The 13,054-nt window shown below is 63.6% G+C and carries 13 protein-coding genes; 1 reads left to right on the top strand and 12 read right to left on the bottom strand.

Translation table 11 applies throughout. The annotated features are described in order from the left end of the window. Nucleotides 1–13: 13 nt before the first annotated feature. The 11 genes from kdpA to M2281_RS10600 form a co-directional block, all read right to left on the bottom strand. Complete coding sequence (gene kdpA, locus M2281_RS10650) at nt 14–1,717, bottom strand: potassium-transporting ATPase subunit KdpA (RefSeq protein WP_280821025.1); 1,704 nt, start codon at nt 1,715–1,717, stop codon at nt 14–16. A 30-nt stretch (nt 1,718–1,747) separates the two neighbouring features. Further along, nucleotides 1,748–1,837: a K(+)-transporting ATPase subunit F gene (gene kdpF, locus M2281_RS10645; RefSeq protein ID WP_280821024.1), complete on the bottom strand. Its 90-nt coding sequence runs from the start codon at nt 1,835–1,837 to the stop codon at nt 1,748–1,750. Nucleotides 1,838–2,383: 546 nt separating this feature from the next. After that, on the bottom strand, nt 2,384–2,791 hold the full coding sequence (locus M2281_RS10640; RefSeq protein ID WP_280821023.1) for a F0F1 ATP synthase subunit epsilon: 408 nt from the start codon (nt 2,789–2,791) through the stop codon (nt 2,384–2,386). Nucleotides 2,792–2,901: 110 nt separating this feature from the next. Continuing rightward, entirely contained in the window at nt 2,902–4,449 is a 1,548-nt protein-coding gene (atpD, locus tag M2281_RS10635; protein WP_280821022.1) for a F0F1 ATP synthase subunit beta, read from the bottom strand. A gap of 70 nt (nt 4,450–4,519) precedes the next feature. Further along, entirely contained in the window at nt 4,520–5,401 is an 882-nt protein-coding gene (locus tag M2281_RS10630; protein ID WP_280821021.1) for a F0F1 ATP synthase subunit gamma, read from the bottom strand. A gap of 16 nt (nt 5,402–5,417) precedes the next feature. Continuing rightward, the gene (gene atpA / locus M2281_RS10625; protein WP_280821020.1) at nt 5,418–6,947 is read right to left on the bottom strand and encodes a F0F1 ATP synthase subunit alpha; all 1,530 of its coding nucleotides are present in this window, start codon (nt 6,945–6,947) and stop codon (nt 5,418–5,420) included. After that, nucleotides 6,947–7,507, bottom strand: a complete 561-nt coding sequence (locus M2281_RS10620) for a F0F1 ATP synthase subunit delta (protein WP_280821019.1) — start codon at nt 7,505–7,507, stop codon at nt 6,947–6,949. The genes atpA and M2281_RS10620 overlap by 1 nt, the downstream gene beginning before the upstream one ends. Before the next feature lie 237 nt (nt 7,508–7,744). Continuing rightward, the gene (locus M2281_RS10615; RefSeq protein ID WP_280821018.1) at nt 7,745–8,140 is read right to left on the bottom strand and encodes a DUF4345 family protein; all 396 of its coding nucleotides are present in this window, start codon (nt 8,138–8,140) and stop codon (nt 7,745–7,747) included. A gap of 94 nt (nt 8,141–8,234) precedes the next feature. Next, entirely contained in the window at nt 8,235–8,624 is a 390-nt protein-coding gene (locus M2281_RS10610) for a type II toxin-antitoxin system RelE/ParE family toxin (protein WP_280821017.1), read from the bottom strand. Further along, nucleotides 8,621–8,884, bottom strand: a complete 264-nt coding sequence (locus M2281_RS10605) for a type II toxin-antitoxin system ParD family antitoxin (protein WP_280821016.1) — start codon at nt 8,882–8,884, stop codon at nt 8,621–8,623. The genes M2281_RS10610 and M2281_RS10605 overlap by 4 nt, the downstream gene beginning before the upstream one ends. 61 nt (nt 8,885–8,945) lie before the next feature. After that, nucleotides 8,946–11,150, bottom strand: a complete 2,205-nt coding sequence (locus M2281_RS10600; RefSeq protein WP_280821015.1) for a primosomal protein N' — start codon at nt 11,148–11,150, stop codon at nt 8,946–8,948. A 90-nt stretch (nt 11,151–11,240) separates the two neighbouring features. Here M2281_RS10600 and fsa point away from each other — a divergent pair, with 90 nt between their 5' ends. After that, entirely contained in the window at nt 11,241–11,894 is a 654-nt protein-coding gene (gene fsa, locus M2281_RS10595) for a fructose-6-phosphate aldolase (RefSeq protein WP_280821014.1), read from the top strand. On the opposite strand, the gene M2281_RS10590 is transcribed toward fsa, so the two are convergent. Continuing rightward, nucleotides 11,891–13,030 (bottom strand): AAA family ATPase, encoded by a 1,140-nt coding sequence (locus M2281_RS10590; protein ID WP_280821013.1) that lies wholly within the window; start codon nt 13,028–13,030, stop codon nt 11,891–11,893. The two genes, fsa and M2281_RS10590, sit on opposite strands and share 4 nt — an antisense overlap. Between the last annotated feature and the right edge of the window lie 24 nt (nt 13,031–13,054).

Raw genomic sequence — 13,054 nt, 5'->3', positions numbered from 1 at the left:
TCGTAATCCCAACTTAAAAGGTCTGGCCGGCAACGAGGGCGAAGTGCTCGACGATGGGGCCGAGCGCCAGTGCCGGCAGGAAGGTAAGGCCGCCGACGATTAGGATGACGCCGACCAGCAGGCCGACGAACAGGCCGCCATCGGTGGGGAACGTGCCGGCCGAGGCCGGAACCGTCTTCTTGGCCGCCAGAGAGCCGGCAATGGCCAGCGCCGGCACAATGACCAGGAAGCGCCCCATGAGCATCGCGATCCCGATGGTGAGGTTGAACCAGGGCGTGTTGCCGCTCAGCCCGCCAAACGCCGAACCGTTATTGGCGGTGGCCGAGGTGAAGGCGTAGAGGATCTCCGAGAAGCCGTGCGGCCCCGGATTGGCTATCGACGACACGGCCGAAGGCAGCACCACGCTGATGGCGGTGAAGCCCAGCATGGCAAGCGGCAGGCACAGCATCGCCAGCATCGCCATCTTCACTTCCTTGGCCTCGATCTTCTTGCCGAGATATTCGGGCGTGCGCCCGACCATCAGGCCGGCGACGAAGATCGCCACGATTACGAAGACGAAGATGCCGTAGAGACCCGCGCCGACGCCGCCGACGATGATTTCGCCAAGCTGCATGTTGATCATCGGGATCATGCCGCCAAGCGCGGTGAAGCTGTCATGCATGGCGTTCACCGCACCGCAGGAGGCAGCCGTCGTGACCACGGCAAACAGCGCGGACAACGGGATGCCGAAGCGAACCTCCTTGCCCTCCATGTTGCCACCGGCGAGGCCGAGCTGGTGGAGCAGCGGATTGCCTGAAGCTTCCGCCCAATAGGCGACGATGACACCGGCGATGAACAGAACGCCCATGGCTGCCAAGATCGCCCAGCCCTGGCGCTGGTTACCCACCATGCGGCCGAAGACATTGGTAAGTGCTACACCGATGGCGAAGATCGAAACCATCTGCACCAGATTGGTGAGCGCATCAGGGTTCTCGAAGGGATGGGCGGAATTGGCGTTGAAGAAGCCGCCGCCATTGGTACCCAGAATCTTGATCGCGAGCTGCGAGGCTACTGGGCCGACCGCGATCGTCTGGCGTGCGCCTTCGAGCGTGGTGGCCTCGACATAGGCGCCGAGCGTCTGGGGCACGCCGCGGAAGACGTAGAACAGCGTCAGCACCACGCAAAGCGGCAGGAGCACGTAGAGCGTCGACCGGGTGAGATCGACCCAGAAGTTGCCGACCGACCTCGCCGAATGGCGCGCAAAGCCGCGCACCAGTGCAATGGCCAGCGCCATGCCGGTCGCTGCGGAAACGAAGTTCTGCACCGTCAGCCCGGCCATCTGCACCAGATAGGACATGGTGCTTTCGCCGCCATAGTTCTGCCAGTTGGTGTTGGTGACGAAGCTCGAGGCGGTGTTGAAGGCAAGTGCGGGATCGACCGCGCTCATTCCGGCAGGGTTGAAGGGCAGGCTCGCCTGAAAACGCTGCAATGCGTAAAGCACGAGCATTCCCACGAGGTTAAACGCCAGCAGGGCCGCGGCATAGCCGACCCAGTGCTGCTCTTCCTTTTCGCTCGTTCCGGCCAGCCGGTAGAGCAGGCGCTCGAAGGGTCCGAACAGGAAGGAGAGGAAGGTGCGCTCGCCCTGGTAGACGCGCGTCATGTAGCCGCCGAGCGGCTTAACGAGAAGAATGATGATCCCGCAGAAGATAAGGATCTGAAGCCAGCCGGCGAGGGTCATGGTCTTGCAGCTTTCAATATGAGGTTGCGGTCAAAAGCGCTCGGGGCGCAGAAGCGCGAGGATGAGATAGGCGGTAAGCAGGAGGCTGACCCCGCCGCCGAGCAGATAATCGATCAACATGGCTCTCTTCTCCTGGAGCGTGATCCCGAAAAGTTGCAGACTTTTCGGTTAGGATCATGCGCGAAAAAACAAAGGCTTAGGGGGCGATTGCAATCCACGGCACGCCCTCTAAAGCCGGTCGCAGCCCAGCGTGTAGGCGTAGAACAGCCCGAAGGAGACGACGCCGATCGCAACGACAATGAAATCCCACATAGGCTTTCCTTTGCACGCAACAATGCGCCTGCGCCTAAGGCGCGGGCATGGTCTGATTGAGGAAGACACCGCGCCGGCAAAGAACAAAAAAAGAGCCGCAGCGGTCGTCAGATGCGGGCCGAAAATGTCACCGGCGGCATAAAGGTTCGAGACAACCGCCCAGGCAAAGAAATAGGAATTTTATATAGATGTAGGGTTGGCGCGCGTGGCGACAACGGCGCGAGCGGGCCTGCGGCAGCGGCCAGGTCGGCGGTTCAGCTAGGGTCGGTGGGACTTGGGAACGCAGAACCGCGCCCAAAGAAAAAGGCGGGTGTTGCCACCCGCCCTGGTTCGTTCATCGCATTTCGCGCCCTATCAGGCCGGCAGGATCGCGCCTTCCAGCGTGGTGAGCTGGGCAAGGAAAGCCTCGGCGCGGGTCTTGTCCTCGTCGTCCTTGGCGTCGGCCGCGTCTTCACGCGCTTCCTGGATGCGACGGGCCAGCTCGGCGCGGTCGATGTCCTTAACGGACGTCGCCGATTCGGCGAGCAGCGTGCAGCCGGAGGGCAGGATGTCGGCAAAGCCGCCGAACACCACATAGCGCTCTTCCTGGCCGCTGACCGACTTCACCGTGACGACGCCCGGCTTGATCGTGGTCATCACCGGAGAGTGGTTGACCAGAACCGTCATCTCGCCTTCCGCACCCGGAATGACGACGGACTGAACCTCTTCCGAGACGAGCAGGCGCTCGGGCGAGACCAGTTCGAATTTGAAAGCTTCAGCCATGATGTCTCACAAAGTTCGGGACCGTGGTGGGCATGGTTTCAGCCGCTCTAAGCGGAAAGCCATGCCACGAAAGCGCGGGCTTTCTCGCCCGCGCTGCGCAGTTTTTCGTCTTATGCCGCTTCGGCAGCCAGACGCTGAGCCTTCTCGATGGCCATATCGATCGAGCCGACCATGTAGAACGCCGCTTCCGGCAGGTGGTCGTATTCGCCTTCGACCAGACCCTTGAAGCTCTTGATGGTGTCTTCGAGCGGCACCAGCTGACCGGGCGAGCCGGTGAACACTTCGGCCACGAAGAACGGCTGCGACAGGAAGCGCTCGACCTTACGGGCGCGGGCAACCGTCACCTTGTCCTCTTCCGACAGCTCGTCCATGCCCAGGATGGCGATGATGTCCTGCAGCGACTTGTAGCGCTGGAGGATTTCCTGAACGCGACGGGCGACGTTGTAGTGCTCTTCGCCGACGATCAGCGGGTCGAGCATACGCGAGGTCGAGTCGAGCGGATCCACGGCCGGGTAGATACCCTTTTCCGAGATCGCACGGTTGAGAACGGTCGTCGCGTCAAGGTGCGCGAACGAGGTTGCCGGCGCCGGGTCGGTCAAGTCGTCGGCCGGCACGTAGATGGCCTGCACGGACGTGATCGAGCCTTTGTTCGTGGTCGTGATGCGTTCCTGCATCGCGCCCATGTCGGTGGCGAGCGTCGGCTGATAGCCCACGGCCGAAGGAATACGGCCGAGCAGAGCGGACACTTCCGAGCCGGCCTGCGTGAAGCGGAAGATGTTGTCCACGAAGAACAGCACGTCCTGGCCCTGGTCGCGGAAGTGCTCAGCGATGGTCAGGCCGGAGAGGGCGACGCGGGCGCGCGCACCGGGCGGCTCGTTCATCTGGCCGAACACCAGGGCGCACTTGGAACCTTCGGTCGAGCCGTTGTTCTCGTGCGGGTCCTTGTTCACACCCGATTCGATCATTTCGTGGTAGAGGTCGTTGCCCTCGCGGGTACGCTCGCCCACGCCGGCGAACACGGAGTAACCACCGTGCGCCTTCGCGACGTTGTTGATCAGTTCCTGGATCAGAACGGTCTTGCCGACGCCGGCGCCGCCGAACAGGCCGATCTTACCACCGCGGGCATAAGGCGCGAGCAGGTCGACGACCTTGATGCCGGTGACGAGAATCTGGGCTTCCGTCGACTGGTCGACATATTCCGGGGCCGGCTGGTGGATGGCGCGGCGGGCCTTGGTCTTGACCGGGCCAGCTTCGTCAACCGGCTCGCCGATGACGTTCATGATGCGGCCGAGCGTCTCGTCGCCAACCGGAACCATGATCGGGGAGCCGGTGTCATACACGGCCTGACCGCGAACCAGACCTTCCGAAATGTCCATGGCGATGCAGCGAACGGTGTTTTCGCCGAGGTGCTGCGCCACTTCGAGAATGAGGCGGTTGCCGCCGTTGTCGGTCTCGAGCGCGTTCAGGATCGGCGGCAGTTCGCCATCGAACTGCACGTCGACGACGGCGCCGATGACCTGCGCGATGCGGCCGGCCGCACCCTTGCTCTGCACTGCGGCCGAAGCCTTCGCAGCAGCCGCCTTGGCGGGCGCTGCCTTCTTTGCTGCCGGGGCCTTTTCGGCCGCCGGAGCCGCTTTAGGTGTAGCTGCTTTAGCCATGCTGTAACCTCTTGGTCCGTTTCCGTTTCCACATGAACCGCCGGGAAGGCTAGCCTCCCGGCCTCACGTGCTAGAGCGCTTCCGCGCCCGAAATGATTTCGATGAGTTCCTTGGTGATCTGCGCCTGACGCTGACGGTTGTAGGTGATCGTCAGCTTGTTGATCATGTCACCAGCGTTACGCGTCGCGTTGTCCATGGCGCTCATCTTGGCACCCATCTCGCCGGCAGCGTTTTCGAGCAGCGCCCGGAAGATCTGCACCGAAATGTTGCGCGGGATGAGGTCGCTCAGGATTTCACCCGGCTCCGGCTCGTATTCGTAGACGGCGCCGCCCGACACATCCTCTTCGCCGGCGGCAGGAGCCGCGGCCGGGATGAGCTGCTGCGCAGTCGGAACCTGGCTGATCACCGACTTGAACTCTGAATAGAACAGCGTGCAGACGTCGAAGCCGCCCTGGTTGAACAGGGCAATCACCTTCTTGGCGATGGCGTCGGCGTTGGCGAAGCCGACCTGCTTGACCTCACGCAGCTCGATCTTATCGATGATAAGCGAGCTGAAATCGCGGCGAAGGATGTCGTTGCCCTTCTTGCCGACCGTGATGATCTTGACGGTCTTGCCGTCGGCCCGGAGCTTGCGGACATGCTCGCGGGCCAGACGCGAGATCTGGCTGTTGAAGCCGCCGCACAGGCCGCGCTCGGCCGTGCAGACGACGAGCAGATGCACGTCGTCCCTGCCGGTGCCAGCCATCAGGGCGGGCGCATCACCATTGGTGCCGACCGCCTTGGTGATGTTGGCCAGAACCGCACCCATGCGCTGCGAATACGGCCTGGCTGCTTCCGCCGCCTCCTGGGCGCGGCGCAGCTTCGCCGCGGCGACCATTTGCATCGCCTTGGTGATCTTCTGCGTCGCCTTGACCGAGGCGATACGGTTTCGGAGGTCCTTTAGAGAAGCCATGCCTTATCCGTCAGCCTCAGGCGAAGTTCTTCGCGAAAGCGTCGATGTGAGCCTTGAGCTTGCCCTTGAGGTCGTCGCTCAGCGCCTTCTCCTTGCGGATGCCGTCGAGGACGTCCTTGCCCTCGGCCCGCAGGTAGGAAAGCAGACCCTGCTCGAACTTGCCGACCTGATTGAGGGCCAGCTTGTCGAGGTAGCCGTTCACGCCGGCGTAGATCACAGCGACCTGCTCTTCCGTCTTCAGCGGCGAGAACTGCGGCTGCTTCAGGAGCTCAGTCAGACGTGCACCGCGGTTCAGCAGGCGCTGCGTGGCGGCGTCGAGGTCGGAGCCGAACTGCGCGAAGGCCGCCATTTCGCGGTACTGCGCGAGCTCACCCTTGATCGAGCCTGCAACCTGCTTCATAGCCTTGATCTGAGCCGACGAGCCGACGCGCGACACCGACAGACCCACGTTCACGGCCGGGCGGATACCCTGGAAGAACAGGTTCGTCTCGAGGAAGATCTGGCCGTCGGTGATCGAGATCACGTTGGTCGGAATGTAGGCCGACACGTCGTTGGCCTGGGTTTCGATGACCGGCAGAGCCGTCAGCGAGCCATTGCCATTCTCGTCGTTGAGCTTGGCGGCGCGCTCGAGCAGACGCGAGTGCAGGTAGAAAACGTCGCCCGGGTAGGCTTCACGGCCCGGCGGACGGCGGAGCAGCAGCGACATCTGGCGGTAGGCCACGGCCTGCTTGGACAGGTCGTCGTAGCCGATCAGCGCGTGCTGGCCGTTGTCGCGGAAGTATTCGCCCATGGCGCAGCCGGCGAACGGAGCCAGGAACTGCATCGGGGCCGGGTCCGAAGCGGTCGCGGCGATGATGATCGAGTATTCGAGCGCGCCGCGCTCTTCGAGCACCTTCACGAACTGTGCGACGGTCGAGCGCTTCTGGCCGACGGCGACGTAGACGCAGAACAGCTTCTCGGAGTCCGGGCCGCTCTGGTGGATCGCCTTTTGGTTCAGAATGGTGTCGAGAATGATCGCGGTCTTGCCGGTCTGACGGTCACCGATGACCAGCTCGCGCTGGCCGCGGCCGACCGGGATGAGCGCGTCGATGGCCTTGAGGCCAGTCGACATCGGCTCGTGCACCGACTTGCGGGGGATGATGCCGGGAGCCTTGACGTCGACGCGGCGACGCTCGGCGGCGACGATCGGGCCCTTGCCGTCGATCGGGTTGCCGAGTGCGTCGACGACGCGGCCGAGCAGGCCCGGACCGACGGGGACATCCACGATGGCGCCCGTACGCTTGACGGTGTCGCCTTCCTTAATGTCGCGGTCGTTACCGAAGATAACCACGCCGACATTGTCGCTTTCGAGGTTCAGCGCCATGCCGCGGATACCGCCGGGGAACTCGACCATTTCGCCCGCCTGGACGTTGTCGAGACCGTAAACGCGGGCAATACCGTCGCCGACGGACAGAACCTGACCGACTTCGGAGACCTCAGCCTCCTTGCCGAAATTCTTGATCTGATCTTTTAGGATTGCGGATATTTCCGCAGCGCGGATGTCCATCAGCCGACCTCTTTCAGTGCAAGCTTGAGCGAATTGAGTTTGGTTTTGAGCGATGTGTCGATCTGGCGCGAGCCCAGCTTCACGACGAGGCCGCCCAAAAGCGACGGATCGACGGTAACCGTGATCGAGACATCCTTGCCGGCAACGCTTTTCAGCGTGGCCTTCAGTTCGGTTTGCTGAGCAGCCGTCAGTTCGTGCGCCGAGGCGACCTCGGCCGAAACCTCGCCGCGCTGCTCAGCGGCAATGACGCGGAACGCCTTGATCATTCCCGGGAGCGCAAAGAGGCGACGGTTCTGCGCCACCACGCGGAGGAAATTGCCGACGAGGCCGTCGATCTTCGCCTTGGCGGCGATGGCCTCGATGGCCTGCGCCTGTTCCTCAGCGGAGAACACCGGGCTCTTGATCATGCGGGAGAGATCTTCGCTACCTTCGAGCAGAGCCTCGAAGCGGCCGAGGTCGGATTCGACCTTGGCAGCCTGATTGGCATCCGCCGCCAGTTCGTACAGCGAGGCCGCATAACGTTCAGCAACTGCGGAGATCGGCGAGCTAGACTGTGCCACGGTCCGTCTTTTCTCTTGTCTGACAGGCCGGAAGATCTGGGCGCGAGTCGGTAACTCTGGCTAAATCTTTGACCTTGCTGCGTTTTATCAATCGCAGGGACACGGCTGTCGCATCCCCCGATCGAAAGTCGATTGCCGTCTAGCACAGGCCTTTCAGAGTCGCAACACGTTGAAGATGCGCCATTCAGGCAGATTTGTCGCATCCTGGGCACATATGTCCCGGAGGCGAGGCTCCGTTCAGGCGACCAGGCCGAAGGCGAAGGCCAACGGCAGGGCCCCGAGCACCAGCGCCACAAGCAGCCAAACCCAATTGTAAAGCTTGTTTCCGTGATCGGAAAGCATGGAGATCATGCGGCCAAACGCCGTCAGCAGCCACGAGAAGCCGAGCGCCATATAAAGCAGCGGTTGGGCCAGCAGGATGCAGCATAGGCCCAGGCCGAGATAGAAGCCGGACATGGTGGCGCGCGCTTCGGCGACCGCCTCGGGCTTGGTCTCGATCGGCTGCAGGCGCAGGATGCGCAGCGAAATCCGCGGCAGGAACAAAAGTATCAGGCCGAACAGCACGGTCACCACAGCGGAGGACCATGCCAGCCACTCGCCCTGGCTCATCGGCCAGGGAAATTCGAATTCCATTTCGCCCCTCCAGAATCGCAGAATCTCGCCGCGCGCAGTTTATCGGGCGGCGGCCCGCGCGCCAGATGGAAAGCGTGCCTGCCGAAGCGAAATCTCACTCTGTCTCGCGGGATCCTTTCCCTTCGGGGAGCTTCTCTACCGCTCGCAGCGACTGCGCGATTCTTTTCCTCGGCTCCATCTCTTCGGCCAGGACGCGCAGGATGACGACGGTCTCCGCGTCGGTGGGGTCGATGCAATAGTACAGGACATGCGCCGCGCCCTTGTGGCGACCGGCTGCGAGTTGGAGATGATACGAGCGCACGCCACGGCGCAAATCATCTCTGTGCTGCGACGAGGCGCGAAACGGCTCCTCCGCGACCATCTCGACGCCGCGTTTGACGATTCCCGTGTATCGCTTGAGCTGGTTTTCTCCGAAAAGTCGGTAGGTATCTCGAAATATCGCGGCGATATCGCCGTCTGCGGCCTTGGTGAGCCGGAATTTCAAGCTTCGCTCTCGCGACGCACGGCCCGGGCAATGTCATCGATCGAGCGATCGGAAAACTCACCCTTCTCCATCTCGTGATAGCCGCGTTCGATCTCGTCGCGCAGAAGGCTGAGCTTTATCCCCTGCTGCTCCTTTTCGTGGCGCATGATGCGAAGGGCGTCCCTCACAACCTCACTGGCGGAAACATAGTCCCCGCTCGACACCTCGGCCTCCACGAAATCCGCCATTTCGGCGGTCAGGCTCACATTCATCGTCGGCATGGCGTTCGCCTCCTGACTTCGGAATCTATGATTGCCGGCCAGGATTGTCAAAGTTTGCCAATCACAGGAAGCTCTGCGGGTCGATGTCCACCTGCACTCTTATGGAGCCGCGCACCTTCGGCCCTGCCGCAAGCATAGCCCGGATAAAGCCTTGCATGTCGCTGCGCCGCTCGCCCTGTACCAGGAGGCGGAAGCGGTGGCGCCCTCCTACCAGCGCCAGTGGCGCCTCGGCAGGGCCGAGCACGTGGATGTCCTTGGCCTCCGGCGCAGCACGGCGCAGCTGTCGGGCATGGGCCTCGGCCTCGGGCCGCGTGTCGGCGCTGACGATGATTCCGGCCAGGCGGCCGAAGGGCGGCAGGCCGCCGCGCTCCCGTTCCACGATTTCGCGGTCATAAAAGGCTTCGGTATCGCTCGATACGATCGCCTGCATCACCGGATGGCCGGGCTGGTAGGTCTGCAGCAGACCGAGAGACTTCTTGCCGGTACGGCCGGCGCGCCCGGTCACCTGGTTGAGCAGCTGGAACGTCCGCTCGGCGGCGCGCGGATCGCCATTGGCAAGGCCGAGATCGGCATCAACCACGCCCACCAGCGTCATGTTGGGAAAATTGTGGCCTTTGGCCACAAGCTGCGTGCCGACGACGATATCGGCCTCACCCTTCGCGATCGCTTCCAGTTCCAGCCTGAGTCGTTTGACGCCACCCAGCATGTCGGAGGACAGCACGATCGTGCGCGCATCGGGAAAATGCCCGACGACTTCTTCAGCGATTCGCTCCACGCCCGGCCCGCAGGCGACGAGATGATCGAGCGTGCCGCATTCCGGGCAGGATTCCGGTCGCTTTTCGTTATGACCGCAGTGATGGCAGATCAGCTGGCCGCGGAACCGATGTTCCACCAGCCAGGCCGAGCAGGACGGGCACTGGAAGCGATGGCCGCACACGCGGCAGAGCGTCAGCGGTGCATAGCCGCGACGGTTGAGGAACAGCAGCGACTGCTCGCCTCTCTCCAGCGTCTTTTGCATCTCTCCGATCAGCGCCGGAGACAAGAAACCGCCGCGCGCCGGCGGGGCGCGGCGCATGTCGATGGCCTTGATGTCGGGCAGCGCGGCTTCCGCGAATCGCGCCGCCAGCACCGAGCGGGCATAGCGTCCCTGCTCGGCATTGACCCGGCTTTCCACCGAAGGCGTGGCCGAGGCCAGCACCACCGGAAAGCCGCCGATATGGCCGCGCACCACCGCCATGTCGCGGGCGTTATAGAAGACGCGGTCTTCCTGCTTGTAGGCAGGGTCGTGCTCTTCATCGACGATGATCAGGCCGAGATCGTTGAACGGCAGGAACAGCGCCGAGCGTGCGCCGGCCACCACGCGCACGCCGCCCTCGGCCACCTGCCGCCACACGCGCTCGCGCTTGCGCGGCGCAAGGTCGGAGTGCCACTCGCCCGGCTTTGAACCAAACCGGTTCTGGAAACGCTCGAGGAAGGCCTGGGTCAGCGCGATTTCCGGCAGCAGGATCAGCACCTGCTTGCCCTTTTCCAGGGCAGCTGCCACCGCCTCGAAATAGACCTCGGTCTTGCCCGAGCCGGTGACGCCGTCGAGCAGCGTGACGGTGAAGCTGTCGGCCTCGACCTTTTCGCGCAGCGTCTCGGCAGCAGCCTGCTGGTCGCCGGTGAGATCGGCCCGTGCATATTCCGGGTCTGGCGGCGCCACCACCGTGCGCGGCGGGATCATCACCGTCTCGAACACGCCCTGTGCCTTCATCCCGTCGATGACGGTGGAAGACACACCGGCCGCATGCGCCAGACCCGAGCGTGTCCAGGCCATGCCGTCGGACGCCATTTCCAGCACGCGCCGGCGCGCGTCGGTCACGCGGTCGGGCTCCATCCCGGTCAGCTGCAGGCCCTCCACCCAGGGCTCGGGGTCGAAGGCCTCGGGCGCACGCAGGATCATGCGCGCCACCATGCCGGGCGGCGACAGCGTGTAGGAGGCAATCCAGTCGACGAAGCGGCGCATCGCCTCATCGACCGGCGGGCAGTCGAAGACATGCGAGATTGCCCTGAGCTTGCGCGCGTCCACCGCCTCGCCCGGCCCGTCCCAAACGATGCCGGCCACTTCGCGCGGCCCCAGCGGCACACGCACAATGGAACCCGGCACCACGTTTATGCCTTCCGGTACGGCGTAGCTGTAGGCGCGCTCGGCCGGCATCGGCACCAGCACGGGCACGATTGCTGCGGGTCTGAGCAGGGCAACGGTTTCGGGCGAATCTTGCTTCATGGCGCGTGACCTTGCCCTGAGATTAAGTTAGAGCAAAGGCCGAACACGAAAGCGCCTCCCAGGACGCGAAATTTGCCAAGGAGACATCCCATGAAGTTCTTCGTCGATACCGCCGACGTCAAGGAGATCCGCGAGCTCAACGAGCTCGGCCTGCTCGACGGCGTCACCACCAATCCGTCGCTGATTCTGAAGTCCGGCCGCAACATTGCCGAAGTCACCAAGGAAATCTGCGACATCGTCGAGGGTCCCGTCTCGGCCGAGGTCACCGCGACCGAATTCTCCGAGATGATGAAGGAAGCTGAGATCCTCTCCAAGATCGCCGACAACATCGCCATCAAGGTTCCGCTGACGCTCGACGGCCTCAAGGCCTGCAAGGCGATCACTTCGGAAGGCCGCATGGTCAATGTCACGCTGTGCTTCTCCGCCAACCAGGCGCTGCTGGCCGCCAAGGCCGGCGCCACTTTCGTCTCGCCCTTCATCGGCCGTCTCGATGACATGGGCTTTGACGGCATGGAACTGATCACCGAGATCCGCCACATCTACGACAACTACGGCTTCGACACCGAAATCCTGGCTGCCTCGATCCGCACCGTCGACCACGTCAAGCGCGCAGCCCTGATCGGCGCCGACGTCGCCACCATTCCGCCGGCAACGCTGAAGGCGCTGGTCAAGCACCCGCTGACCGACAAGGGCCTGGAAATGTTCCTGGCCGACTGGGCCAAGACCGGCCAGAAGATCGCCTAATCATCATCGCGGCCGGCGGGAAAAAGCCCCGTCGGCCGCAAGCCTTCGATCGTCGTCGCCCCGTCGACACGAATGACGGTCAGGGCCCGCGCCCCGGTGCGCTCCCTTACCAACTCCGCCAGATCGCGCGAATGGGTCACCACCCACAGCTGGGTACGCTCGGCGGCTTTTGCTGTCATGTCCGCCAGCGCAGGCAGCATCTGCGGATGCAGGCTGGCTTCCGGCTCGTTGAGAGCAATCAGCCCCGGCAGGCGATAGGACATCAGCGCGCCTGCAAGCGCCAGGAAGCGTATCTGGCCGTCCGACAATTCCTCCGGCCGGAACAGCCGCTGCGGAAATTCCGGCATCCTCAGCCCATAGCTCGCCGCCTCGCCGGGAACCGGCACCTCAAGCCTTGCACCGCCCAACGCGTCCGCGATCGACCGGTCGAGCTCGACCGTATCCTGCCGTATATGGGCAAGCGTCGCAAAGACCGCGGCCAGATTGCCGCCATCCTCGTCGAGCAGCGGCGACGTGACCGCGAGCGAGGGCCTGCGCACCGGCGAATCCCGATCGGTGCGGAAACCGTGATAGAACCGCCATGCCAGTACGGCCGCCCGCATGTCGCCGGCTTCGGGATAGCGGCCCGACGCGCCGAGTGCCGCAAGTGCCGTTTCCGAATTCAGCATGCGCTGAGGATGTTCCACGCGCCGCCCATCGCCGTCGCGGGCAAACACCACCGGGCCGCGCCGCGTCATCATCTCCACCGGTCGCCGGCCGGCCTCCAGGACAAGCGTCTCTTCCTTAATGTGCGGCTCGAAGGCAAAGCCGGCCGAGGCTGGCGGCGGCAGGCCGATCTCGACCTGATAGGAGGATTTCAGCGCCGTCTCATCGTCCTCGAAATCGGCGCACAAGACGACCCGCACGGGCTGGCCGGCCCGGCGCACGCCCGACCAGAGCGCGGACTGCATGCCGCCTTCTCGCGCGATCTCAAAGGCGAGCGTGCCGTCGGCAGCGGCCTTGATGAGTTGCAAAGCGCGGTAGAGGTTGGATTTGCCGACGCCGTTTTCGCCGACGAACAACCCGACCTGTCCAAGGTCCAGTCGAATCGACTTCAACGAGCGATAGCCAGAAGCGGTAAGGGATGTCAGGCGCATGGCGCGACCATAAAGCGAATCCGG

Origin of the sequence: Pseudaminobacter soli (ex Li et al. 2025), from assembly GCF_029892515.1 — a bacterium.
Lineage (GTDB): Bacteria > Pseudomonadota > Alphaproteobacteria > Rhizobiales > Rhizobiaceae > Pseudaminobacter > Pseudaminobacter soli_A.
The sequence above is the reverse complement of the archived record's forward strand: the minus strand, read 5'-3'. Positions and strand labels throughout refer to the sequence as shown.

Coding starts and splice junctions, on each gene's coding strand:
- kdpA (WP_280821025.1), bottom strand. CDS start 1,717: ATGACCCTCGCCGGCTGGCTTCAGATCCTTATCTTCTGCGGGATCATC.
- kdpF (WP_280821024.1), bottom strand. CDS start 1,837: ATGTTGATCGATTATCTGCTCGGCGGCGGGGTCAGCCTCCTGCTTACC.
- M2281_RS10640 (WP_280821023.1), bottom strand. CDS start 2,791: ATGGCTGAAGCTTTCAAATTCGAACTGGTCTCGCCCGAGCGCCTGCTC.
- atpD (WP_280821022.1), bottom strand. CDS start 4,449: ATGGCTAAAGCAGCTACACCTAAAGCGGCTCCGGCGGCCGAAAAGGCC.
- M2281_RS10630 (WP_280821021.1), bottom strand. CDS start 5,401: ATGGCTTCTCTAAAGGACCTCCGAAACCGTATCGCCTCGGTCAAGGCG.
- atpA (WP_280821020.1), bottom strand. CDS start 6,947: ATGGACATCCGCGCTGCGGAAATATCCGCAATCCTAAAAGATCAGATC.
- M2281_RS10615 (WP_280821018.1), bottom strand. CDS start 8,140: ATGGAATTCGAATTTCCCTGGCCGATGAGCCAGGGCGAGTGGCTGGCA.
- M2281_RS10605 (WP_280821016.1), bottom strand. CDS start 8,884: ATGCCGACGATGAATGTGAGCCTGACCGCCGAAATGGCGGATTTCGTG.
- M2281_RS10600 (WP_280821015.1), bottom strand. CDS start 11,150: ATGAAGCAAGATTCGCCCGAAACCGTTGCCCTGCTCAGACCCGCAGCA.
- fsa (WP_280821014.1), top strand. CDS start 11,241: ATGAAGTTCTTCGTCGATACCGCCGACGTCAAGGAGATCCGCGAGCTC.
- M2281_RS10590 (WP_280821013.1), bottom strand. CDS start 13,030: ATGCGCCTGACATCCCTTACCGCTTCTGGCTATCGCTCGTTGAAGTCG.